General features: G+C 72.4%; 18 protein-coding genes. 8 read left to right on the forward strand and 10 right to left on the reverse strand.

What is annotated here, in order from left to right; all coding sequences use genetic code 11:
• Window positions 1-346 precede the first annotated feature (346 nt).
• Window positions 347-2,233 carry a DUF6807 family protein gene (locus GPA04_RS05685; protein WP_156223123.1) on the forward strand — a complete coding sequence of 629 codons (1,887 nt, stop codon included), beginning with the start codon at window positions 347-349 and terminating at the stop codon, window positions 2,231-2,233.
• Between the two features lie 50 nt (window positions 2,234-2,283).
• Here the strand turns inward: GPA04_RS05685 and GPA04_RS05690 are convergent, their stop codons facing one another.
• The 3 genes from GPA04_RS05690 to xylA are packed head-to-tail and all read right to left on the reverse strand — an operon-like array spanning window position 2,284 to window position 7,142.
• The gene (locus GPA04_RS05690) at window positions 2,284-4,512 is read right to left on the reverse strand and encodes a glycoside hydrolase family 95 protein (RefSeq protein ID WP_156223124.1); all 2,229 of its coding nucleotides are present in this window, start codon (window positions 4,510-4,512) and stop codon (window positions 2,284-2,286) included.
• On the reverse strand, window positions 4,509-5,951 hold the full coding sequence (locus tag GPA04_RS05695) for a xylulokinase (protein ID WP_156223125.1): 1,443 nt from the start codon (window positions 5,949-5,951) through the stop codon (window positions 4,509-4,511). Before GPA04_RS05695 ends, GPA04_RS05690 begins: the two co-directional genes overlap by 4 nt.
• Window positions 5,952-5,960: 9 nt before the next feature.
• Window positions 5,961-7,142, reverse strand: a complete 1,182-nt coding sequence (gene xylA / locus GPA04_RS05700; protein ID WP_156223126.1) for a xylose isomerase — start codon at window positions 7,140-7,142, stop codon at window positions 5,961-5,963.
• 200 nt (window positions 7,143-7,342) lie between these two features.
• Between xylA and GPA04_RS05705 the strand changes: the two genes are divergently transcribed.
• Window positions 7,343-8,368 carry a LacI family DNA-binding transcriptional regulator gene (locus GPA04_RS05705; RefSeq protein WP_156223127.1) on the forward strand — a complete coding sequence of 342 codons (1,026 nt, stop codon included), beginning with the start codon at window positions 7,343-7,345 and terminating at the stop codon, window positions 8,366-8,368.
• A gap of 251 nt (window positions 8,369-8,619) precedes the next feature.
• Here GPA04_RS05705 and GPA04_RS05710 read toward each other — a convergent pair whose 3' ends face one another.
• The 5 genes from GPA04_RS05710 to GPA04_RS05730 all read right to left on the reverse strand — a co-directional run bounded on the left by GPA04_RS05710 (window position 8,620) and on the right by GPA04_RS05730 (window position 14,418).
• Window positions 8,620-9,339 (reverse strand): sirohydrochlorin chelatase, encoded by a 720-nt coding sequence (locus GPA04_RS05710; RefSeq protein ID WP_156223128.1) that lies wholly within the window; start codon window positions 9,337-9,339, stop codon window positions 8,620-8,622.
• A complete protein-coding gene (locus GPA04_RS05715; protein WP_156223495.1) occupies window positions 9,336-10,433 on the reverse strand; it encodes a uroporphyrinogen-III synthase in 1,098 nt (365 codons plus the stop codon). Before GPA04_RS05715 ends, GPA04_RS05710 begins: the two co-directional genes overlap by 4 nt.
• A gap of 208 nt (window positions 10,434-10,641) precedes the next feature.
• Window positions 10,642-10,992 (reverse strand): nitrite reductase small subunit NirD, encoded by a 351-nt coding sequence (gene nirD, locus GPA04_RS05720; RefSeq protein ID WP_156223129.1) that lies wholly within the window; start codon window positions 10,990-10,992, stop codon window positions 10,642-10,644.
• Window positions 10,989-13,523, reverse strand: coding sequence for a nitrite reductase large subunit NirB (gene nirB / locus GPA04_RS05725; RefSeq protein ID WP_241680661.1), 2,535 nt, complete (start codon window positions 13,521-13,523; stop codon window positions 10,989-10,991). Before nirB ends, nirD begins: the two co-directional genes overlap by 4 nt.
• 34 nt (window positions 13,524-13,557) lie before the next feature.
• Entirely contained in the window at window positions 13,558-14,418 is an 861-nt protein-coding gene (locus GPA04_RS05730) for a formate/nitrite transporter family protein (RefSeq protein WP_156223131.1), read from the reverse strand.
• 275 nt (window positions 14,419-14,693) lie between these two features.
• Between GPA04_RS05730 and GPA04_RS05735 the strand changes: the two genes are divergently transcribed.
• Genes GPA04_RS05735 through GPA04_RS05745 form a run of 3 tightly spaced genes read left to right on the forward strand, consistent with a single transcriptional unit; the run spans window position 14,694 to window position 17,810 of the window.
• On the forward strand, window positions 14,694-15,878 hold the full coding sequence (locus tag GPA04_RS05735; RefSeq protein WP_156223132.1) for a type III polyketide synthase: 1,185 nt from the start codon (window positions 14,694-14,696) through the stop codon (window positions 15,876-15,878).
• Window positions 15,879-15,928: 50 nt separating this feature from the next.
• Window positions 15,929-16,660 carry a class I SAM-dependent methyltransferase gene (locus tag GPA04_RS05740; RefSeq protein ID WP_277754278.1) on the forward strand — a complete coding sequence of 244 codons (732 nt, stop codon included), beginning with the start codon at window positions 15,929-15,931 and terminating at the stop codon, window positions 16,658-16,660.
• The gene (locus GPA04_RS05745; protein ID WP_156223133.1) at window positions 16,653-17,810 is read left to right on the forward strand and encodes an FAD-dependent oxidoreductase; all 1,158 of its coding nucleotides are present in this window, start codon (window positions 16,653-16,655) and stop codon (window positions 17,808-17,810) included. Before GPA04_RS05740 ends, GPA04_RS05745 begins: the two co-directional genes overlap by 8 nt.
• A gap of 15 nt (window positions 17,811-17,825) precedes the next feature.
• Here the strand turns inward: GPA04_RS05745 and GPA04_RS05750 are convergent, their stop codons facing one another.
• Window positions 17,826-18,674, reverse strand: coding sequence for a UbiA family prenyltransferase (locus GPA04_RS05750; protein ID WP_156223134.1), 849 nt, complete (start codon window positions 18,672-18,674; stop codon window positions 17,826-17,828).
• 32 nt (window positions 18,675-18,706) lie between these two features.
• A complete protein-coding gene (locus tag GPA04_RS05755; RefSeq protein ID WP_156223135.1) occupies window positions 18,707-20,104 on the reverse strand; it encodes an alpha-glucosidase/alpha-galactosidase in 1,398 nt (465 codons plus the stop codon).
• Between the two features lie 81 nt (window positions 20,105-20,185).
• On the opposite strand from GPA04_RS05755, the gene GPA04_RS05760 reads away from it, so the two are divergent.
• The 3 genes from GPA04_RS05760 to GPA04_RS05770 all read left to right on the forward strand — a co-directional run bounded on the left by GPA04_RS05760 (window position 20,186) and on the right by GPA04_RS05770 (window position 23,179).
• Entirely contained in the window at window positions 20,186-21,022 is an 837-nt protein-coding gene (locus GPA04_RS05760) for a helix-turn-helix domain-containing protein (RefSeq protein ID WP_156223136.1), read from the forward strand.
• 118 nt (window positions 21,023-21,140) lie between these two features.
• A complete protein-coding gene (locus GPA04_RS05765; protein ID WP_156223137.1) occupies window positions 21,141-22,304 on the forward strand; it encodes a Gfo/Idh/MocA family protein in 1,164 nt (387 codons plus the stop codon).
• Window positions 22,301-23,179 carry a sugar phosphate isomerase/epimerase family protein gene (locus GPA04_RS05770; protein ID WP_156223138.1) on the forward strand — a complete coding sequence of 293 codons (879 nt, stop codon included), beginning with the start codon at window positions 22,301-22,303 and terminating at the stop codon, window positions 23,177-23,179. The genes GPA04_RS05765 and GPA04_RS05770 overlap by 4 nt, the downstream gene beginning before the upstream one ends.
• Window positions 23,180-23,182 lie beyond the last annotated feature (3 nt).

The following is a 23,182-nucleotide window of genomic DNA, read 5'->3' on the forward strand; positions in this document are numbered from 1 at the left end:
GTTGGACGCTACTGTCGTGCGGTCGATCAGAGGAGTACGAGTACTCGACGAATCACGTGCACCGTAGCACCGCTCGAGCGGGTCGGATCCGTGGTGGGGCGGATCGGCGCGGTGCCGGCCATCGGCGGTGACCCCCGAGCGGATCGTGATCGCCGGGGCCGTGGCCGAGGGCATGGAGCCAGCGCTCGCGATCGCCCACCGCCCTGTGGCGTCACCGCTGTCGTCCCGTGCCCCGGCACGCCCGCGCCGATGCCGCTGTGGGAGGCTGTAACCGCTTGCATCGCGGCCGCCCGAGGGCCGTGCGTCCGCGACGTCGTCACCGATGCGCCCACGGCAGGGAGGGAACATGAACGGTCCGCGTCACGCGACCATCGGCGACGTCGCGAAGCTCGCGGGGGTCTCCGTCGCCACGGTCTCACGGGTGATGAACGCCCACCCCGCGGTCAAGCCCGAGACCCTCGAGCGCGTCCGTGACGCCGCGGCCCAGCTGGACTACGTGCCCAGCAGCGCCGCACGCAGCCTCTCGCTCGGACGGACCCACACGGTCGCCCTGCTGATGCCCGACCTGTCGAACCCGATGTTCCAGCAGGTGCTCCGCGGGGCGAACCGCGCGGCCGCTGCCGCCGGGTACCGGCTGCTCGTCAGCGACAGCGTCGAGGATCCCGAGGCGGAGGCGGACCTGGCGATCGAGGCGCGCCGCCGCTCGGACGCGCTCATCCTCTGCTCCCCCCGCATGTCGCCCCGCGACCTGCGCCGCGTGCTGTCCGCGACCGAGCCCGTCGTGCTGATCAACCGCGAGGCGGAGGCGGCGGGGGTGCCGTCGCTGGTGGCCGACTACGCCGAGGGGGTACGCATCCTGGTGCGGCGGCTGATGCGCCACGGCCACCGCTCGTTCGTGTACCTGTCAGGCCCGCCGCGCAGCATCCCGAACAGCGAGCGGGTGCAGGCGCTGCGCGTGCTCGCGCGTGAGCACGAGGAACTCACGCTCAGCGTGCTGCCCTGCGGCGGCGCGATCGAGGACGGCTACGCCGCGCTGGGTCCTGTGCTGGAGTCCGGGGCGACGGCGGTGCTCGCGTACAACGACGTCGTCGCCTTCGGCCTCCTCGGCAAGCTCAACGAGGCCGGCGTCGCCGTCCCCGGTGACATCTCGGTCGCGGGGTACGACGACATCCCGTTCTCGCGCTACGCCACCCCGCCGCTGACGACCATCTCGGTCCCCAAGGAGGAGCTCGGACGGCACGCCTGGGAGGAGGTCGAGCGGATGCTCGGCGGCGACCGGCGGGGCTCCACGCTCCGCTTCCCGCCGCGGCTCGTCGAGCGAGGCAGCACGGGTCCGGTGCCGCGTGAGCACATGCCGCCCGCGATCGCCGAGGTGGTCAACCCGGCGCTGGCCTGGCATCGCGACGACGACGACGTCGCGGCCGAGCTCAGTGTCGCCGGCGCGCTGCTCGCTCGCTACGAGCGCCGCCCGGTCATGCCCGACGTCTACTCCCCGCGCCCCTACCTGCACCCGCTCTACACCCTCGCCGGCGCCGTGCTCACCGACGCCGGCGCCCCGGTGCACCGCCATCAGCACGGCATCTCGGTGGCGTTCCCCGACGTGGACGGCATCACCTACTGGGGCGGTCGCACCTATCTCGAGGACAGCGGTCCGGCGCTGCTGGCCAACCACGGCACCCAGATGTCGACCGAGCTCGTCACCGCGGGTGCCGCCACCGACGAGCGGCTCGTCTGGCACGGTCCCGACGGCGCCCACCAGCTGAGCGAGCGACGCCGCATCTCGGCCTCGATCCGGGACGACCGCGCGGGGTGGGAGCTGTCGTGGCGCAGTGCGCTGACCGCCGACGACCGTGACGTGGTCATCGCCAGCCCGGCGGGGAGCGGTCGCCCCGACGCGCGGTACGGCGGCATCTTCTGGCGGTTCCCCACGGTGGAGGGCGTCACGATTCACACGGCCGACGGCGACGCGTCGGCGCACGGCGCTCGCTCACCCTGGGTGGCCCTCGTCCACCGCGACGAGACCAGGCCGTGGACGGTCGTGCTGCGCCAGGTCGGTGCCGCGCCGGTGCCGTGGCACGTCCGCACCGAGGGCTACCTCGCGCTGTGCCCGGCGATCGCCTGGGACGGCCCGGTGCGGATCGCTCGGGGCGAGACCTACGAGATCGGGCTCGACGCCGTCGTGCTCGACGACGCCCTGACCCTCGAGGAGATCGAGGGGATCGCGCCTGCCTGATGCCGAGCCGCTCGTGCCCTCCGGGTCACGCTGCGGGCAGCCGGACACCCTCAGGCGGTGAGCGGGATCTCGACGGCGGAGCCCGGGTCGAGAGCCACGGTCACGCTGGTCGTGCCGAACCTGATGGTCCGCTCCCCCGCGCGCTCGCCCGTGATGCTGGCCTGCGTGAGTCGACCGTCGGCCCAGGCCAGGTCGAGGGTGCAAGGGCCGGGCGTCCGGATGCCCCGGAGCCGCCCGTTGCGCCACGCGCCGGGGAGCGCCGGGAGCAGGTGGATCGTCTCGCCGTCGGTCTGCACGAGCATCTCGAGGATGGCGGCGGCGCCACCGAAGTTGCCGTCGATCTGGAACGGCGGGTGGGCGTCCAGCAGGTTCGGGTAGGTGCGCCGGGTGTCGAGGAGCAGGCGGAGCACCTGGTGGGCGTGGTCCCCGTCGCGCAGCCGCGCCCACAGCGCGATCCGCCACGCGGTGGCCCATCCGGTCGACTCGTCTCCCCGGTCCTGCAGGCTCACGCGCGCGGCAGCCGCCAGCGCCGGCGTGCCGTCCGGGCTGATCTGCCGGCTGGGGTAGAGGCCGTAGAGGTGGGACACGTGCCGGTGCTGCTGCTCGGGTGCCTGCGCGTCCCAGTCCTGCTGCCACTCCTGCAGCTGGCCGTGCGACCCGACCCGGTTCGGGGGCAACCGCTGCGCCGCGGCGCGGATCTCCTCCACCAGCGCGGGGTCGACCTCGAGGGTCTCCGCGGCCTCGGTGGTCGCCCCGAACAGGTCCCGCAGGATCTGGGCGTCCATGACCGGTCCGGCCACGAGCGAGGTGCCGTGGTGGTGCTCGTTCTCGGGCGAGATCGAGGGTGAGGTCACCAGCGCGCCGGTGGCCTCGTCGACCACCAGCGTGTCGAGGAAGAACTCGCAGGCCCCGCGCAGCAGCGGGTAGATCGAGGCGAGGTAGGCGGCGTCGGGTGCGTAGCGGTAGCGGTCCCACAGGTGCAGCGTCAGCCAGGCACCTCCGGTGGGCCACATGCCCCAGCGGGCGCCGTCGATCGGCGCTGTCGCGCGCCACAGGTCGGTGTTGTGGTGGCACACCCATCCGCGGGCGCCGTACATCTCGCGCGCGGTCCGCTCGCCGCTGACGGCGATCTCCCGCACCAGCCGGTCCAGCGGTTCGACCAGCTCGGGCAGCGCTGCCGGCTCGGCCGGCCAGTAGTTCATCTCGGTGTTGATGTTGACCGTGTACTTGCTGCCCCACGGCGGAGCGGTGTGCGGGTTCCAGATGCCCTGCAGGTTCGCGGGCTGGGTCCCCGGCCGGGACGAGCAGATCAGCAAGTAGCGGGCGTAGTCCAGGTACAGCGCGGCGAGCGCCGGGTCGTCCTCGGTCTCGTTCCTGCGCAACCGCTCGTCGGTCGGCAGGTCCGAATCGGGGCCGAGGTCCAGGTGCAGCCGGTCGAACAGCGCCCCGTGAGCGGCGGCGACATCGGCCGCGATCGCCTCGAAGCCCCGCCGCGCAGCCGTGGCCACCTGCTCGGCCGTGACGGCCGTCGGGTCACCGCTCAGATCGCCGGGACCCACGTAGCTGGTCGCGATCGCGATCAGCAGCGTGACCTCGTCGGCGCCCTCGATCACGAGCACCTCACCCGCGGCGCGCACGGCACCACCGGTGCTGACTGCGCGCACCCGGGCCGTGAACGTCAACGCTCCCGGCGTCTGCTCGTGCGGGTCGTTGCGGCCCGCGAGCACCAGCTCGCTGCCCTCCGCCACGGCTCGTGCGTCCGTCAGCGGGCACGCGAAGCTCAGCCGCGCCGACACCGCACCGGGCGCGGAGGCGGCCAGGTGAACGGCGATGACCTGGTCGCCGGGAGAGGCCACGACACGGCGTCGGTGCGTGACGCCGTCGGTCACCACCTCCGAGGAGGCCAGCGCGGTGGCGAGGTCGAGGGAGCGGCGGCTCTCGCCGTCGTCGGCCACACCGTCGAAGGCGATCACGAGGTCACCGAGCGTCGAGTACGCCGCCTGCTTGAGCGGCCGCGCCATCACGCCGCGGTCGGTGAGCTGGTCGGCCTCGAGGTAGCGGCCCTGCGCCAGCAGGTCCCGCACCCGCGGCAACGCCTCCGCGGCAGCGGGATTGATCGGGTCGTACGGGCCGCCCGACCAGAGCGTGTCCTCGTTCAGCTGCAGCCGCTCGGTCGCGGCGCCGCCGTAGACCATCGCACCGAGCCGGCCGTTGCCCACCGGCAACGCCTCGGTCCACTCCGATGCCGGTCGGTCGTAACGAAGGACGCGCTCGGTCATCGGGTCAGGAAGAGCTGCGACGCCTCGGCGTAGCGCTCGCGGAGCCCGACGGCGGGGTCCTCGACCTCGTACGTCTGCGTCGCGTCGATCTCCCAGACCGGGGCCTCGGCTTCGCCCGAGAGCACCCAGGCGGCCTGGCGGGCGACGCCGTCGGCGACGTACTCGCCCGGCTTCGGCACCACGACGGCCCTGCCGAAGACGCTCGGTGCGATCCGCCGAACCGCCTCCGACTGGGCCGCTCCGCCGATGAGGATGATCCGCTCGACCGCGACCCCCTGCGCCACGAGCGCATCCATCGCGAACGCCAGCGAGCACAGCACGCCCTCGACGGCGGCCCTCGCCAGGTTGGCCGGGGTCGTGTTGGCGAGCCGGACTCCGTGGAGCGAGCCCGTGGAGTCGGGCAGGTTGGGCGTGCGCTCGCCCTCGAGGTAGGGCACCAGCACGAGTCCCTCGGCGCCGGGCGGCGCCGAGAGCGCGAGGTCGGCGAGCTCGGTGTGGGAGACCCCGAGGAGCCGACCGACGGCGTCGAAGGTGCGCGAGCCGTTGATCGTGGCGAGCAGCGGCAGGTAGCGACCGGTCGCGTCGGAGAACCCGGCCACGAGACCGCTCACGTCGCGCGTCGGTGTGTCGGAGACCGCGGTGACCACGCCGGAGGTGCCGATCGAGACCATCACGTCACCCGGGCGGGCACCGAGGCCGAGGGCAGCGCCCGCGTTGTCACCCGTGCCGGGGCCGATCACCAGGTCGCCCAGGCCGGCCCGTGCCTGCTCGCCCGGCCCGATCACCGCGGGCAGCCCGACCCGGCGCCCGAAGCCGCGCTCGAGGAGGTCGAACCGGTAGCTGTCGCTCGCGCCGTCGAAGTAGCCCGTGCCCGAGGCGTCGGAACGGTCGGTCACCAGGCGCGCCAGGCCGTCGGCGCTGAACCCCTCGCTGACGGGCCCGTCGCCGGCGATCCGCCAGGTCAGCCAGTCGTGCGGGAGCGCGACCGCCTCGACGCGCTCGGCGTTGCTCGGCTCGTGCTCGGCGAGCCAGCGCAGCTTCGTGATCGTGAACGAGGCGACAGGGACGATCCCGACGGCGTCGGCCCACGCCTTCTCGCCCGAACCCGGTGTGCCGTCACCGAGCTCGGCGATCAGGTCGCGCGCAGCCTTCGCCGACCGGGTGTCGTTCCAGAGGAGTGCGTCACGGACCACGGCGCCCTCGCCGTCGAGCGCGACCATGCCGTGCTGCTGGCCGCCGACCGAGAGGGCTGCGACGTCGTCGAGCCCTCCCGCGGCGGCGCTGGCCTGCTGGAACGCGCTCCACCAGGCGTTCGGGTCGACCTCGGTGGCGTCGGGGTGCTTCGCCGAGCCGAAGCGCCGTAGCGCTCCGGTCTCGGCATCGCGGATGACGACCTTGCAGGACTGCGTCGAGGTGTCGACGCCGGCGACCAGAGGCATGAGACGTTCTTAGCCGATCAGGTGGTCGATGGCGAGCTGGTTGAGCTGCACGAAGTGGTACTCGCGCTCCCCGGCGGCGTCGGCGTCGAAGTCCTCGTGGGCGCTGCGGTCGGCCAGCAGGTCGGCGACGGACTCGCCCTCGGACAGCGTCGGCTCCGAGAGCTCGAGCACACCGCTGGCCGCGAAGGCCTCCTGCACCCGCGGGTCGGCGCGGTAGGCCTTGGCCTTCTCGGCGAGCAGCAGGTAGGTCTGCATGTTCGCGGCGGCGGACTCCCAGACGCCCTCGATGCCCTCGGTGCGGGAGGGCTTGTAGTCGAAGTGGCGCGGGCCGTCGTAGCGGGGGCCGCCGCCCGGGAAGCCGTTCTCGAGGAGGTCGACGGTGAAGAACGCCGAGAGCAGGTCGCCGTGACCGAACGCGAGGTCCTGGTCGAACTTGATCGAGCGCTGCCCGTTGAGGTCGATGTGGAAGAGCTTGTCGCTCCACAGCGCCTGGCCGATGCCGGTGGTGAAGTTCAGACCCGCCATCTGCTCGTGGCCGACCTCGGGGTTGAGGCCCACGATGTCGCCGTGCTCGAGCTGGGCGATGAAGCCCAGCGCGTGGCCGATGGTGGGCAGCAGGATGTCGCCGCGGGGCTCGTTCGGCTTGGGCTCCAGCGCGATCTTGAGCCCGTAGCCCTTCTCCTTGATGTAGGCGGCGGCGGTGTCGACGCCCTCGGCGTAGCGGTTGAGGGCGGCGTAGGTGTCCTTGACACCGTCGTACTCGGAGCCCTCGCGCCCGCCCCACATCACGAACGTGCTCGCGCCGAGCTGGGCGGCGAGGTCGATGTTGCGCAGCACCTTGCGGAGCGCGAACCGGCGCACGCCGCGGTCGTTGGAGGTGAAGCCGCCGTCCTTGAAGACCGGGTGGCTGAACAGGTTCGTCGTCACCATCTCGATCTCGAGGCCTGCCGCGTCGGTGGCGGCCTTGAAGTCGGTCCAGATCTTCTCGCGGGTGGCGTCGTCGGTGCCGAAGGGCACCACGTCGTCGTCGTGGAACGTCACGGCCCAGGCGCCGAGCTCGGCGAGCTTGGTGGCGTACTCGCGCGGGTCGAGGGCGGGGCGGGTGGCGGAACCGAACTGGTCGTTGGCGAGCCAGCCGACGGTCCACAGACCGAAGGAGAACTTGTCGTCAGGGGTGGGCTTGCGGACCATGGCGGGCTCCGTTGCTCGAGACCCAGACCGCGCTGCGAGGCCGATCGAGGACCACAGAGTCCTCAGATCCCTCGACGCGTGCGTGGGAGCGGGTTTGTTGTTGTTCACAACTTATCGGGATCGCCGGCCACGGTCAAGATCTCGACGACGGACCGACGGCGGTCCTGCCGCGCGAGCGGGAACGCGCTTACCCTGAGCGCATGCCAGGACCGGTGACACTGAGCGACGTCGCGCGCGAGGCCGAGGTCTCGCTCGCGACCGCGTCCCGTGCGATCAACGGCTCCGCGAACCGGACCGTGCGGCCCGAGCTGCGCGAGCGGGTGCTCGCGGCCGCCGAACGGCTGCACTACTCCCCCGACGCGAACGCGCAGGCGATGGCCCGGGGCCGCACCACCACGATCGGGCTGATCGTCCACGACATCGCCGACCCGTACTTCTCCTCGATCGCGGCAGGCGTCACGGCCGCGGCCGACCAGCTCGGGCTCGTCGTGACGCTGCTGACCACGCAGCACCAGCGGGGCCGTGAGCAGCAGTTCGTCGAGGTGCTGCAGAGCCAGCGCGCCCGCGCGATCCTCATCGCGGGCGGTCGCTACGACGACGCCGACGGCACGGAGTCCTTGTCCCAGGCTCTCGCCGGCTACATGGCCTCCGGCGGTGCGGTCGCCCTGATCGGCCAGCCGCTGCCGGACGTCAGCACGGTGGCGATCGGCAACACCAGCGGCGCGATCGAGCTGGCGCAGCGCATGCACGGGCTCGGCTACCGGCGCTTCGGCGTGCTCGCCGGCCCGGAGGGCCACATCACCGCGCGGGACCGACGCGACGGCTTCGTGCAGACCCTCGCCGACCTCGGCGCACCCGTGGCCCCGGGAGCGATCGTCGAGTGCGCCTTCACCCGCGACGGCGGCTACGAGGGCATGCGTGACCTGCTGAGCCGGGACCTCGCCGTCGACCTGGTGTTCGCCGTCAACGACGTGATGGCGGTCGGCGCCATGGCGGCCGCCCGCGACGCGGACCGCGAGGTCGGGGCCGACGTGGCGGTCGCCGGGTTCGACGACATCGTCACGCTCCGCGACGTCAACCCGGGGCTGACCACCGTGCGGCTCCCGCTCGACGAGCTCGGCGCCAAGGCGATCGAGCTCGCCCTGGCCGGTCCAGCTGCCGAGGCCACCGTCGTGGAGGTCGACGGCGAGGTCGTGGTCCGCGCGTCGACACCCCCTCGGGCCTGACCCCGGTCAGGGCGCATGCCTCGGGTGGCGTCGGTGGGACAGCGCCCACGTCGCCGCAGCGTGCCGCAGCGTCGGTGCGTGAGCGCCCACATTTCCGCAGCGGCGGTGGGACAGCGCCCACAGCGGGCCTCGGCGTGGGCGCTATCCCACCCCCGGTGCACCAGAGTGGGCGCTGTCCCACCGCCGCAGCACCCGTGTGGGGGCTGCCGCACCGACGCAGGGCGGGGGCCGCAAGAGGCGACCGGCGTGGGCTACGGAAGCCGGCTGATCGCCTCGGCGTAACGGTCGAGGACGATCTCGGCCAGACGCGGATCCGGACCGAGGGGCTGGGTGACGACGTCGGCCCCCACCTCTGCGAGCCGGTCGTAGAAGTAGCCCGGGGCGAGCAGGAACGCGACCACGACGACGCGGGACGCACCTTCCCGGGCGGTGGCGACGGCCTCGCCCACGGTCGGCTTCGCCATCGCACCGAACCCCACGGTGACCGGGCCCGGGTGCAGCGCACGGAGCCCGGCGATCACGTGCTCGACGTCACGCGCGGCCTCGGGGCGGCTCGAGCCTGCGGCGGCGACCACGACGGCGTCCTCCGGTCGCACGCCTGCGTCGCGCAGCCGTTCGGCGGCGATCTCCACCAGCCGGTCGTCGGGACCGAGCGGGGTCGCCGCGACCGCGCGTCCGGCGCCGTCGCCACGGTCGGCCACCGCCTCCGCCACGTCGACGTTCACGTGGAACCCGCCCGAGAGAAGCAAGGGCACCACGACCGCATCACGCGACGCTCCGCCGTCGGGCCTCACGACGTCGGTCACGACATCGGCGACGGCCGGCTCCTGCACGTCGACGAACGCCTCGCGCACCTCGAGGTCGGGGCGGACGGCGCGGACGCCGTCGAGGATGCCGCGGATCACGGCGCGTCCCTCGGGGTCGTTCGTGCCGTGCGAGCAGCCGATCAGCACAGCGGGGGTGGGGGTCATCGCTCGGCCAGCTCCAACCGGTAGCCACGTTTGACGACGGTCTTGACGACGTCGCGGCGCCCCATCGCCTCGCGGAGCCGCCCGATCGCGACCTCGGCGGCGTGCGGGGTGGCGGCGTCGCCCGGCAGCACGGTGAGGACGTCGTCGCGGGTGACGACCTCGCCGCGGCGCGCGGCGAGCAGTCGCAGCACCTCGAGGCCGCTGGGTGAGAGCGGCAACAGGTGCCCGTCCAGCACCGCCACGCGCGAGCGGATCTGCAACGGCCCGGCGACGGTGGTCAGCGCCAGGGTCTCGACGTGCTCGTAGTGCGCCACGAGCGTCCGCACGAGCGCGCCCAGCCGGCCACGCTCCGGGATCAGCGGGTGGACGCCGCGGCGCTCCAGCGGGCCCGCGGTGACCGGGCCGACGGCTGCCGCGACCATCGACCCGTCAGCGAACCTGGCGAGGATCGGCGTGGCCGCACCCTGCTCCTCGACGGCGGCCAACCACGCCTCGGCACCGGGTGCCGAGGTGAACACCACGGCATCGATCTCACCGTTCGCCGCGGCCTCCACCGAGTCCGCGAGCGCCTGCGGGTCCGGCGGCGGCCCCCACCGGTACACCAGCAGGCTCACCACCTGCGCGCCGGCCTCGGCGAGGACGACATCGAGACCGTCCGCGCCCGCGCCGTGCTGCTGGACGGCGATGCGCTGCCCAGCGACTCCTTCACGCAGCAGCAGATCGGCGATCTCCGCCGACGTCTCGGACTCGGCGACCCAGTCGGCGACCAGGCCGACCGCCTGGATCGCGCCCCGAGCCTTGGGGCCGCGGGCGATCAGCCGGGCGTCGGTGAGCACCGCCACCAGCTGGTCGGCGAGGCCGTGCGCATCGGCCGCCTCGAACCAGGAGCGGAACCCGATCCCGGTCGTGACGATCACGGTGTCCGGCGGGTGCCGCACCAGCTCGGCGGTCGCGGCGAGCAGGCGCTCGTCGTCGGCGTGCGGGATCATCGTCAGCGCGGGCGCGTGGCGGACGATCGCTCCCCGGCGCTCGAGCGCGGCCGCGAGCTCGTGCTTGCGCCGGTCGGCGGTGATCAGGACGGCGCAGCCGGCCATCACCTGGCCGAGCGCTGCCCGCCCCGCGCCGCCCTCGCCTGCGCTCACGCGAGCGCTGCCGCGGCGGCGTGCTCCGCGGCGGGCAGCATCGGGCTCGCCCCGGCGGTCAGCGCCTGGGTCACGATCCGGTCCAGCTGCGCGACGCCCATCGGGACGAGGGTAGCCGCGCGAACCCCGCGGCCGGCCAGGCCGATCCGCACGAGGGCGCTCACGAGACGGGTCCGCTGCGGACGTGCACGACGCCGTCGATCACCTCGACCGGCCAGGTCGCCAGATCCGGTGCGAGCCCTGGGCGGGGCGAGTAGCCGACGGCGTCGAGGCAGCGTCCCGTCGTCAGGTCGAAGACCTGCTTGTACATCGGCGACGCGACGGTCGGGACACCGCCACGGGTGCCGACGATGCCGCGGGACATCACGTTCGCGCCCGAGTAGGGGTCACGCTGCTGCACCGCCCGCACGGTGTCGTCGGGGAGCCGGAACAGCGCGATCTGGGTCTCGCCGAGCAGCCCGGCCGCGCCACGCTCGACCGCCAGGTCGGCGAGCCTGCAGATCGCGGTCATACGCGGACCTGTCCCGCGCGTTCGGCCTCGCTCGCCGGGCGCAGCTGGCCGCGCTCGCTGACGTAGGCGAGGTCGGGGTCGGGTGTGTCGGGAGCGTTGACGAACGAACCGAACCGGCGCAGCTTCTCCGGGTCCTCGAGCACCGCGCGCCACTCGTCCGCGTAGCTGCCCACGTGCGCGGCCATGGCGGCGTCCAGGTCGAACCCGATACCCAGTGAGTCCTCCATGACGACCTCGCGGATCGCCTCGATGCCGCCCTCGTGGTCCTCGACCCAAGCGGCCGTGCGCTGCAACCGGTCGGCGGTGCGCACGTAGTACATGAGGAACCGGTCGATGGTGCGGATCAGGGTGGCGTCGTCGAGGTCCTCGGCGAACAGCGTCGCGTGCCGTGGGTTGAACCCGCCGTTGCCGCCGACGTAGACGTTCCAGCCCTTCTCGGTGGCGATCACGCCGACGTCCTTGCTGCGGGCCTCGGCGCACTCGCGCGCGCACCCGGAGACGCCGAGCTTGATCTTGTGCGGCGAGCGCAGGCCGCGGTAGCGCAGCTCGAGCTCCACGGCCATGCCGACCGAGTCCTGCACGCCGTAGCGGCACCAGGTGGAACCCACGCACGACTTCACGGTGCGCAGCGACTTGCCGTACGCGTGCCCGGACTCCATGCCGTGCTCCACGAGCCGCTGCCAGATGAGCGGCAGCTGCTCGATGCGGGCGCCGAACATGTCGATCCGCTGACCGCCGGTGATCTTGGTGTAGAGCCCGAAGTCCTTGGCGACCTGCCCGATCACCAGCAGCTGGTCGGGCGTGATCTCGCCCCCGGGGATGCGTGGGACCACCGAGTACGTGCCGTCCTTCTGCATGTTGGCCAGCACGTGGTCGTTGGTGTCCTGCAGCGTCGCCTGCTCGCCGTCGAGGATGTGGCCGTTGCCGAGCGAGGCGAGGATCGAGGCGACGGTCGGCTTGCAGATGTCGCAGCCGCGGCCGGGGCCGGTCCCGAAGCGCGCGATGATCTCGCTGAACGTGTGCAGGTCCGCGACGCGCACGGCGTCGAAGAGCTGCGCACGGGAGACCTCGAAGTGCTCGCACAGCGCGTTGGAGACCTCGACGCCGGCCCGCTCGAGCTCGGTCGTGGTGATCTTCTTGACCAGCGGCAGGCAGGAGCCGCAGGTGGTGCCGGCGCGGGTGCAGGCCTTGACGCCGGCGAGGTCGGTGCAGCCGTGCTCGGTGACAGCGTCGCGGATCTCTCCTGCGCTGACGTTGTTGCACGAGCACACGGAGGCGGAGTCGGGGAGCTCGAGGCTCGGTGCCGCTCCGGATCCTTCGGGGAGCAGCAGCTGCCCGGGGTCGCCGGGCAGCTCGGCGCCCAGCATCGGGCGCAGCGAGGCGTACTGCGCGGCGTCGCCCACGAACACGCCGCCGAGCAGCGTGCGGGTGTCGTCGGAGACGACCAGCTTCTTGTAGACGCCGGCCACCGGGTCCGCGTACACGAGCTCCATCGAGCCGGGGGTGCTGGCGAACGGGTCGCCGAAGCTCGCGACGTCCACACCCTGCAGCTTGAGCTTGGTCGCGGTGTCGGCGCCCGGATAGGTCGCCTCACCGCCCAGGAGCCGGTCGACGACGACCTCGGCCATCGCGTATCCGGGCGCCACGAGGCCGACGCAGCCGTTGCCGCCGACGTTCGCGACCTCGCCGACGGCCCAGATGCGCGGGTCGGTGGTGCGGCAGCCGGCGTCGACGACGATGCCGCCACGCTCGCCGACGGGCAGCCCGGCGGCACGGGCCAGCTCGTCCCGGGGCCGCACGCCGGTGGCGATCACCACGACGTCGGCATCCAGGCGGCCGCCCTCGCCGAGATCGATCGAACCGACGTGGCCCGTGCGGCGCGAGGCGCGGATACGGGAGGTCAGCGCCTCGCAGCGGACCGCGATGCCCATGCCCTGCAGGATCCGCTTGAGCGCCTCGCCGCCACCGAGGTCGATCTGGGCGTTCATCAGGTGCGTCGTCGCCTGCAGCACGGTCGCCTGCGCGCCCAGCGCCTTCAACGCACCGGCGGCCTCCAGTCCGAGCAGACCGCCACCGATGACCGCACCACGCACCGGCCGCTGCCAGCCGTTCGCGCTCGGAGCCGATGCCCGCTTCTCCTCGACCCACCCGCGGAGCGCCGCCACGTCGTCAAGAGTGCGATAGACGAACACACCGGACAGGTCGGCGCCGGGGATCGGGGGCACCGCTGCGCTGGACCCGGTGGCCAGCACGAGCTCGTCGTAGCCGTGCACGCGGCCGAGCCGGTCGGTGACCGTGCGCGCCGCCCTGTCGATCTCGACCACGGCGGCATCACGCCGGAGCGTGACCAGCTCGTCGTCCCACAGCGCCGGGTCGCCGAGCGTGAGCTCCTCGGCGTCACGCGCGGAGAAGTAGCTCGTGAGTGCGACGCGGTCGTAGGGCTTGCTCGCCTCCTCGGCGAGCACGGTGACCTCCCAGATCCCGGTCTCGTCGCGGGCACGCAGCGCCTCGACGAGCCGCTGGGCGACCATGCCGCCGCCGACGACGACCAGCCGGCGAGCCACCTCAGACCCCCTCGGAGACGAGCGCCGGCTGCAGCCGGGGCTTGGGTGGCGGCGTCACGGCCGCGGTGCTGCGCTTGCGGCCGTAGGCGAGGAACAGCGGCGCCACGGTGAACACCAGGCCGCCGGCCAGGTTGCCGAGCACGGTGGGGATCTCGTTCCAGATCAGGTAGTCGGCGATCGTGAAGTCCCCGCCCAGCAGCAGGCCCGAGGGGAACAAGAACATGTTGACGATCGAGTGCTCGAAACCCATGAAGAAGAACAGCATGATCGGCATCCACATCACGAGGACCTTGCCGACGACGTCCTTGGCGACCATCGCCCCGATCACCCCGGTGGAGACCATCCAGTTGCACAGCATCGCGCGGACGAACAGCGTGAGCATGCCGGCACCCCCGTGCTCGGCGTAGCCGACCGTGCGCCCCTCTCCGATGTGGCCGATCGCCTGCCCCACCTCGTCGGGTGGGGTGTCGAACCCGTAGGTGACCACGATCGCCATCAGCACCGCCACGGTGAAGGCACCGAGGAAGTTGCCCACGAACACCAGACCCCAGTTGCGCAGCACCCCCCTCATCGTGATCCCTCGCGAGCGGTCCAGCCAGGCCATCGGGCCGAGCACCAGCACGCCGGTGAGCAGGTCGTAGCCGAGCAGGTACAGCAGCGAGAAGCCGACCGGGAACAGGATCGCGCCGAGCAGCGGCGATCCCGTCATCACGCTCACGGTGACCGCGAACGCGGCCGCGATGCAGAGCATCGCGCCACCCATCGCGGCCTTGACGAGCGTGTCGGTGACGCTCATCTTGATCTTCGCCTCACCGGCGTCGGCCATCGCGACGACGAGCTCAGCTGGCTTCACGTACGACATGGGTCTCTCCAGGTCGGGAGGCGGGTCGCCACCGGTGCTCCCCGGGCCGGGGCCGTTCTGTGGCGTGTCGACGACGCTAGAGAGCGCTCGTTTCACCCTCGTCACAGGAGAGGACGGCACTGTTACGTTTCGCGCTCACCGCGACGTGACCCGTTGTGAGAACCCGCCCAGGCGTGCCCGGACGCCGAGTCGGGACGGGGTCGGCGGCCGCTGTTGCGCCGCCGGCGGCGGTGGTTCCCGCCGTGCGGAGCGGAACCCGCAGATACAGTGGAAAAATGGCGATCAGCGTCAGGTCGATTGCGACCTCGGTCCCGCCGACCGTCATCAAGCAACCGGACATGCGCGACCTTCTGCTGGTCCAGCCGGGTCGCAGCCGGCTCGCCCGCCGCCTCATCGCGTCGGCCTTCGATGCCTCGGCCATCGACACCCGCCACACGGTTGTGGGTGACCTCGACCTCGGCGCGCCGCTCGAGGCGGATCCGGCTGCCGTGGTCGAGGGTCCGGTCTTCTGCGATCGCGCGCAGCGGCGCATCCTCTCCCCCACCACGGGGACGCGCAACGACCACTACGTCGCGCACGCGCCCGGCCTGTTCCTCGAGGCGGCCCGCGGGGCGCTCGCCGCCTCAGGCGGTCTGGGGACCGGTGACGTCACGCACGTCGTGACCGCATCCTGCACCGGCTTCTTCGCGCCCGGCCCGGACTACGTGCTCGTGCGGGACCTCGGACTGGCCGCCACCACGCGGCGCCTGCATGTGGGATTCATGGGTTGCTACGCGGCCTTCCCGGCGATCGCGGCCGCGCGGTCGATCTGCGCCGAGAACCCCGCCGCGGTGGTGCTGGTCGTGTGCGCCGAGCTGTGCTCGCTCCACCTCGAGGCGTCGGACGACCCGGACACCATCGTGGCCTCGGCGCTGTTCGCTGACGGCGCCGCCGCCGCCGTCGTCACCGGCCGACCCGCACCGGTGGGGCATCTCGTGCTCGATCTCGACGAGATGCGCACCACCCTGACCCCCGTCGGCGAGCAGGACATGGCGTGGACGATCGGTGACCACGGCTTCGAGATGGTGCTCTCGCGCTACGTGCCGTCGATCATCTCCGAGCACATCCGCGGTGCGCTCGACCCGCTGCTCACGACGGCGGGGACGGACTCGATCGGGGCCGGTGGTCGCATCGCACGCTGGGCCGTGCACCCGGGCGGCCGCTCTGTGCTCGACAAGGTCGAGGAGGCTCTCGGGCTCAGCGAGGCGCAGATGGAACCGTCCCGGTCGGTGCTGCGGGAGTACGGCAACATGTCGAGCGCGACCGTGCTGTTCGTCCTGCAGCGCTTGCTCGCGGCGGCCGGCGGGACGCCCGACGCGGCGCCCGAGCGCGTGTGCGCCATGGCTTTCGGACCCGGCCTCACGGTCGAGTCGGCGCTGCTGACGATGAGGCGGTCCGACGGCGCGCCGGCCGCCGCGTGAGTCGCAGATCGGCGCCCGCGTACGCCCGCACGACTCGCTCGAGCCACGGTTTGGAGCGCCGCGACGTCGCCGCGGTCGAGCTGATGGACGACCCGGAGTGCGACGCGGAAGGACTGCGGCGCACCTACCGCGCCTTCGTCGCCGTCAACCGTCTGGTGGCCGGATGGCGGGCCGTCTACGTCCGCCGCCTGCGGCCGCTGCTGTCACGCGAGGTCACCACGACGCTCCTCGACATCGGGTCCGGCGGTGGCGACGTCGCCCGTTCCCTCGCCCGCTGGGCCGCGCGCGACGGGCTGCTCCTGGAGATCACCGCGATCGACCCCGACCCGCGCGCCATCGGGTACGCCGAGAGCCTGCCCGCGACTGCTGGCGTCACGTTCCGGCGCGCGCTTAGCTCCGACCTCGTGCGTGAAGGAGCTGCCTTCGACGTCGTCGTGTCGAACCACGTCCTGCACCATCTGGATCCCGAGGATCTCGATGGTCTGCTGCACGACAGCGCCGCGCTGGCTCGGCGCCTCGTCGTGCACAGCGACATCGCGCGCGGGCGGCTGGCCTACGTCGGCTACTGGGTCGGCACCATCCCGCTCCACCGCCGCGGACGACCGCACGCGGCGTTCGTACGCGACGACGGCCTGCTCTCGATCCGGCGCAGCTACCGGCCCGACGAGCTCGCGGCCGTGCTGCCCGACGGCTGGCGCGTCGAGCGAGCGCCGTTCCGCGTGCTGGCCGTGCGTGAGCCGGCGTCGGTGTCGGGCGCGACCGAGCGCGACGCCGGTGCGTGACGTCCTCGTGGTCGGCGGCGGGACCGTCGGCCTCGCCCTCGCCGCCCGCCTGGCACGTTGTGGACTGGACGTCGCCGTGTGGGAGCGACGGCCCGCACCTGCTCCCGGCACGGGGCGTGCGGGACACTCCCGCGCGATCGGCATCCACGCTCCCGCGCTCGAGTCCCTCGAACCGGCGGTCGCCGACCAGATCGTCGCCGAGGCCGTCCAGGTGCGCCGCGGCATCGCCCGTACCCGCGAGCGCGTGCTGGGCGTCGTCCCCTTCGACGGCGTCTCGCGCCGGTTCCCCTACGTCGCGACGCTTCCGCAGGTGCGCACGCAGCAGATCCTTCGCGAGGACGTGGCAGCCCTGAACGGCGTCCACCTCACCCACGACCGCACGCTCACCGCTCTCGAGCAGAAGCCCGGCGGGGTCCAGGTGTGGGCCGAGGACGGGTCCTCGGAGACGGCGCGCTTCGTGGTGGCCGCCGACGGCGCTCGGAGCCGGGTGCGCGACCTGCTCGGCGTGACCGCGCCCGTCCGCACCTATCCCGACAGCTACGTCATGGGCGACCTGCTCGACAGCACCGACGCCGGCGCGCACGCCGTCATCCACCTCGAGCGCGCGGGCGTCGTGGAGTCCTTCCCGCTTCCCGGAGCCCTGCGGCGCTGGGTCGTCCGTACGGCGTCGCCCGTGGCCGAGCCGACCGCCGAGGGTCTCGCCGCACTGGTCACCGAGCGGACCGGAGTCCTCGTGGACCCGGCGACGACCAGCATGCTCAGCGCGTTCACGGTCCGACGGCGGCTCGCCTCACGCACCGTGGTGGGCGGCGTCGTCCTGCTCGGTGACGCCGCGCACGAGATCAGCCCCATCGGCGGCCAGGGCATGAATCTCGGATGGCTCGACGGCGCACGGCTGGCCCCGCTGCTTCTCGCCGCCGTTCGCGGCAGCGCGGACGAGGCCGCGACCGCCGCAGCACTCGACCGGTTCGACGCGGCACGCCGGCGGCGCGCTCGGTGGGCGGCACGGCAGGCCGAGCTCAACATGGGGCTCGGTCGCCCGGTCGCCGGGCTCGGTGCCGTGGTGCGGGACGGGTTGCTGACCGCCGCGCTCCGGAGCCCGGCCCGCCGCGCGTTGGCGTCGGTGTACGCCATGCGGCACCTCCGCTGAGACGCCGCCGAACGATCAGACCGTCATCGACGTGCCCGCCAGGACGAGGCTGGCAGCAACGACCAGTGACGCCACGATGATCAGACGGAAGAGCAGGCGGCCGGGCGGACGCGTCACGACAAGGACGATCCCCAGCGCGGCGATGGCCAGGCACAGGACCAGCGCGACGATCCCGAGCGGAGTGGGCGACGACGCCGTCCCTGACAGCACGGGTCCGAGCGTCACCAGCGTGGCCGCGACGGCGAGCGCGACGAACGCGACCACGCCGGCAGCCACCCGCCCCAGGCGATGGGGCAGTCCGTCGATGCCGGTGGAGGCGTCGTCGTCGAGGTCGGGCAGCACGTTGGTGAAGTGGATCGCGACGCCGAAGGCACCACCGACGCCCAGCGCCCACCACGTGGCGGCCGCCGGCGGCTGGCTCGCCAGTGTCACGACGGCGGGGAGCAGCCCGAAGCTGAGGACGAACGGGACGACCGAGGCCGCCGTCCTCTTGAGCACGGCGTTGTAGGCCCAGCCGGAGGCCACCAGGACGAGGTGCGCCACCGCGGATGGCCACCCCAGCACGAACGAGAGCGGGACGGTGAGCACAGCGAAGACCCAGGCGGCCGTGCGCACCGTGGTGACCGAGATGTCACCCCGGGCGACCGGCTTGTCGGTGCGGCGGACGGCGCGGTCCCGCGCGGCGTCCAGCCAGTCGTTGGAGAAGCCGATCGAGAGCTGACCGGCGAGGATCGCGATCCCCAGGGCCGCGACCCGCCACACCGGCAGGTCGATGCCGATGCCGAGGACGACCGCGAGAAGGGTGACCGTCGCGGTCGGCCCGGGGTGGCTGGCGAGCAGCAGCGAGCGGGTTCGGGCGAGCATCCGACCACGGTAGGCCTGGGCCGACCCGGCGCTCAGCGCTCCGAGGGTGCGACAGCGCCGAGGAGCTCGGGCGGCAGCAGCTCGGCGTGGGCCGCCAGCAGCTCGTCGGTCATCGCACGGATCTGCGGCAGCGTGCACATCGTCGCGGTGAGCGGGTCGAGCGCGACGGCATGGTGGACGTGCTCGACGTCGCCGGTCAGCGCGGCCCGGACGGCGAGCGTCTGCACGTTGACGTTGGTGCGGTTGAGGGCGGCGAGCTGGGGTGGCAGCTCCCCTTGGGCCGTGGGCTGCACACCGTTGGCGTCGACGAGGCACGGCACCTCGACGCAGGCCTCCGCCGGCAGGTTCGTGATCAGCGAGCCAGCGTTCGGCACGTTCCCGTGGACGACGCTGGGCACCCCCGTGACGATCGAGTTGACGATGGTGGCGCCGTACTCCACCGAAGGTGCCAGCTCACCCTGCAGGCGCTCGAGCTGATCGGTGAGGTCACCCGGGACGTCGTGCGCGGCACAGATCTCGTAGTAGTCCCACCGCTGCGGGATGTACTCCGAGACCAGCTCGGCGTTCTTGCGGAAGTAGGGCAGGTACTCGGAGGCGTGGTGGCTGGACTCGGTCTGGAAGTACCCGAAGGCGTTCATGATGTCCGTGCGGACCTGCTCGTTGCCGCCCTCGTACGTGCTGGCGTCGGCGGCAGCACCGGAGTGGTCGCCGTCATCGGCACGCAGCGACCCGGCACCGCGCCCGACCTGGTGCCGCGCCCGCATCTCGGCCCGCAGCCGGGGGTAGAGGTCCTCATCACCGTGACGGAGGTCGAGCACCCAGGCCTGGTGGTTGATCCCCGCGCACCGGTAGGTGACCTCCTCGTACGGCACCCCGAGCGTGCGCGCGAGCATCCGGGTGGTGCCCTGCACGCTGTGGCACAGCCCCACGGTGCGCAGGCCGAGCGCGTTGAGGTACGCCGTCGCCATCGCCATCGGGTTGGCGTAGTTGATGAACGTCGCCTCGGGGCACAGCTCCCGCGCATCGGCCGCGATGTCGCGGTACGCGGGGACCGATCGCAGGAACCTGAACACCCCACCCGGACCCACGGTGTCACCGACGGTCTGGTCGATGCCGTACCGACGCGGGATCTCGACGTCGTGACGGTAGGCAGCGACACCTCCGACCTGGAAGGTGATGATCACGACGTCGGCCCCGTCCAGCGCCTGGCGACGATCCGTCGTCGTCACCACGCGGGTGGGAAGCCCGTGATGGGCCACGAGGGCGCGCGCGGCCGAAGCGACGCCGTCGAGCCGGTCCGCATCGATGTCCATGAGCCTGATCTCGGCGCCCTGCAGCGCGGGAAAGCTGAGGAGGTCGCCGAAGAGCCGGAACGGGAAGACGAAGCCGCCGGCTCCGATGATGGCGATGGTGGGGGACGTCCGCGTCATGGTTCAACGCTAGGGACGGGCACCGGTGGAAACCTCCGGTCCTGATCGCGCTTCTTCCGGTTCTCTTGGTTGGATGGGCGCGTGGGCCCTCAGTCCCTGATGCCGGACGGCGTGATCACCGAGCACGCCGGGCTCTGGACGTGCCGTGGCGCCCCGCCGCCGATGCCCCACCAGCACCGGCACGACGACGTCGAGCTGAACGTCGTGCGCACGGGCGCGCTGCGGTACCTGTTCGGTGGTGCCGAGGTCGATGTCGGACCGGGTCAGCTCGCCCTGTTCTGGGGGACCACGCCGCACCAGCTTCAGCAGCCCGGCACCAGCGAGGACGGCGACGTGCTGTGGCTGCACATCCCGCTGACCACCGTGCTGTCATGGTCGCTGCCTCCTGCTCACCTCGCGGTGCTGCTGCAGCCTTGCCTGCTCGTGGTGGACGCCGCCGACCTCGACTACGACGCGGCCACCGCGGTCCACCGCTGGCACGGGGACATCGAGCGCGGTGACCACGAGCTGGCCTTCCTCGAGGTGCAGGCGCTGGTGCGACGCACGTTGCGGCAGGCAGCCCATGACGCGCCCGCACCGCACGCCCCCGAGCACATCGACGCCGCCATCCTCATGACCCGCCTGATCGCGGAGCGGTTCCGGGATCCACTGACGCCCGCACACATCGCCGCCGCCAGCCACCTCCACCCCAACCACGCCATGACGGTGTTCCGCCGCGTGATGGGCTGCACCATCGGTACCTACCTGACCCGGTGCCGGATCAGCGAGGCGCAACGGCTCCTCATCACCACCCGCCTCTCTACCGCCGAGATCGCCCACGCAGCCGGTTTCGGCTCGCAGAGCCAGTTCTACGCCCACTTCACCCGCAGCTGCAGCCGCTCGCCCGGCCGCTACCGAGCCGACACCGCCACAGGCTGACGACCAGCCCGAGGCGGAACGCACGACGCTGATCGCACACGAGCTCGTTGACACCGCCGAGGCCCTCGTTTAGGCTACGGAAAGCGCATTCCCAGGGCCACGACCTCCAGGAGACCCCATGACCACCCGCACGCTCCGCATCGGCATGAACGGCATCACCGGGCGGATGGGATATCGCCAGCACCTCGTCCGCTCGATCCTGCCGATCCAGGAGCAGGGCGGCGTCACGCTGGCTGACGGCAGCAAGGTGCAGGTCGAGCCGATCCTCATCGGCCGCCGCCCCGACGCCGTCGAGGAGATCGCCGAGCGCCACGGCATCGAGCGCTGGACCACCGATCTCGAGGGCACGATCGCGGACCCGGAGGTCGACATCATCTTCGACGCCTCGATGACGTCGCTGCGGGCCGCCACGCTCACGGCCGCCATGAAGGCGGGCAAGCACATCTTCACCGAGAAGCCCACCGCGGAGACCCTCGAGGAAGCCATCGAGCTGGCGCGGCTCCGCCAGCAGACCGGCGTGACCGCCGGCGTCGTGCACGACAAGCTCTACCTGCCCGGCCTGGTCAAGCTCCGCCGGCTGGTGGACGAGGGCTTCTTCGGCCGCATCCTCAGCCTGCGCGGTGAGTTCGGCTACTGGGTCTTCGAGGGCGACGTGCAGGCGGCCCAGCGACCGAGCTGGAACTACCGCAAGGAGGATGGCGGTGGCATGACCACCGACATGTTCTGCCACTGGAACTACGTGCTCGAGGGCATCCTCGGCAACGTCAAGAGCGTGGTCGCCAAGACCGTCACGCACATCCCCACCCGGTGGGACGAGAAGGGCGCGGAGTACCCCGCCACGGCCGACGACGCCGCGTACGGCATCTTCGAGGTGGAGGGTCCGAGCGGCGAGGAGATCGTCGCGCAGATCAACTCCTCCTGGGCCGTGCGGGTCTACCGGGACGAGCTGGTCGAGTTCCAGGTCGACGGGACACACGGCTCCGCCGTCGCCGGCTTGCGCAAGTGCGTCGCCCAGAACCGCGCCCACACGCCCAAGCCGGTGTGGAACCCCGACCTGCCGGTGACCGAGCCGTTCCGCGACCAGTGGCTCGAGGTCCCCGCGAACGCCGACCTCGACAACGGCTTCAAGCTCCAGTGGGAGGAGTTCATCCGCGACGTCGTGGCCGGTCGGGAGCACCGCTACGACCTGCTCTCGGCTGCCCGCGGCGTGCAGCTGGCCGAGGCCGGTCTCGCCTCCTCCGCCGAGGGGCGCCGGGTCGAGCTGGAGCCGATCTCTCTATGAGCACCGGTGTGAACCGGCTGTCTCTCAATACCGCGACCACCAAGTTCGTCACGCTCGAGGAAGCGGTCCGGGTCGCCGCCGAGGCCGGCCTGACGGCGGTCGGACCGTGGCGTGATCGCGTCGCCGAGGTGGGCGTTGAGAAAGCGGCAGCGCTCATCCGCGGCGCCGGGCTGAGCACCTCGAGCCTGTGCCGCGGAGGATTCCTCACCGCACCCGACGCCGAGGGCCAGCAGGCCGCCCTCGCCGACAACAAGGCCGCGATCGTCGAGGCCGCGACGCTCGGCACGAGCGAGCTCGTGCTCGTGGTCGGCGGGCTGCCCGCCAATCCCGAGCCCGGCGCCGCCGCCCTGCCCGACGGCGATCGCGACCTGGTCGCGGCCCGACAGCGCGTGGTCGACCGCCTGGGTGAGCTGGTGCCGTTCGCCGCCGAGCACGGTGTGCGCCTGGTGCTGGAGCCGCTGCACCCGATGTTCGCGGCCGACCGGGCCGTGCTGTCCACGCTGGGGCAGTGTCTCGACATCGCGGGCGCGTTCCCTCGGGAGAGCGTCGGCGTGCTGGTCGACACCTACCACGTGTGGTGGGACCCGGAGCTGGAGCAGCAGATCGCACGTGCCGGCCGGGAGGGTCGCCTCGCGCTCTACCAGGTCTGCGACTGGCTGCTGCCGCTCGCCGCCGACCCGCTGCTCTCACGCGGCTTCATGGGCGACGGCTACATCGACTTCCCCACGATCACCCGCTGGGTCACCGAGGCCGGCTACACCGGCGCGGTCGAGGTGGAGATCTTCAACCAGGAGATCTGGGAAGCGCCGGCCGAGCAGACGGTCGCGACGATGGTCGAGCGGTACGCGCGCCTGGTCGAGCCGCACCTGTCCTAGCGG

Source organism: Pseudactinotalea suaedae (assembly GCF_009733815.1).
Classification (GTDB): Bacteria; Actinomycetota; Actinomycetes; order Actinomycetales; family Beutenbergiaceae; genus Pseudactinotalea; species Pseudactinotalea suaedae.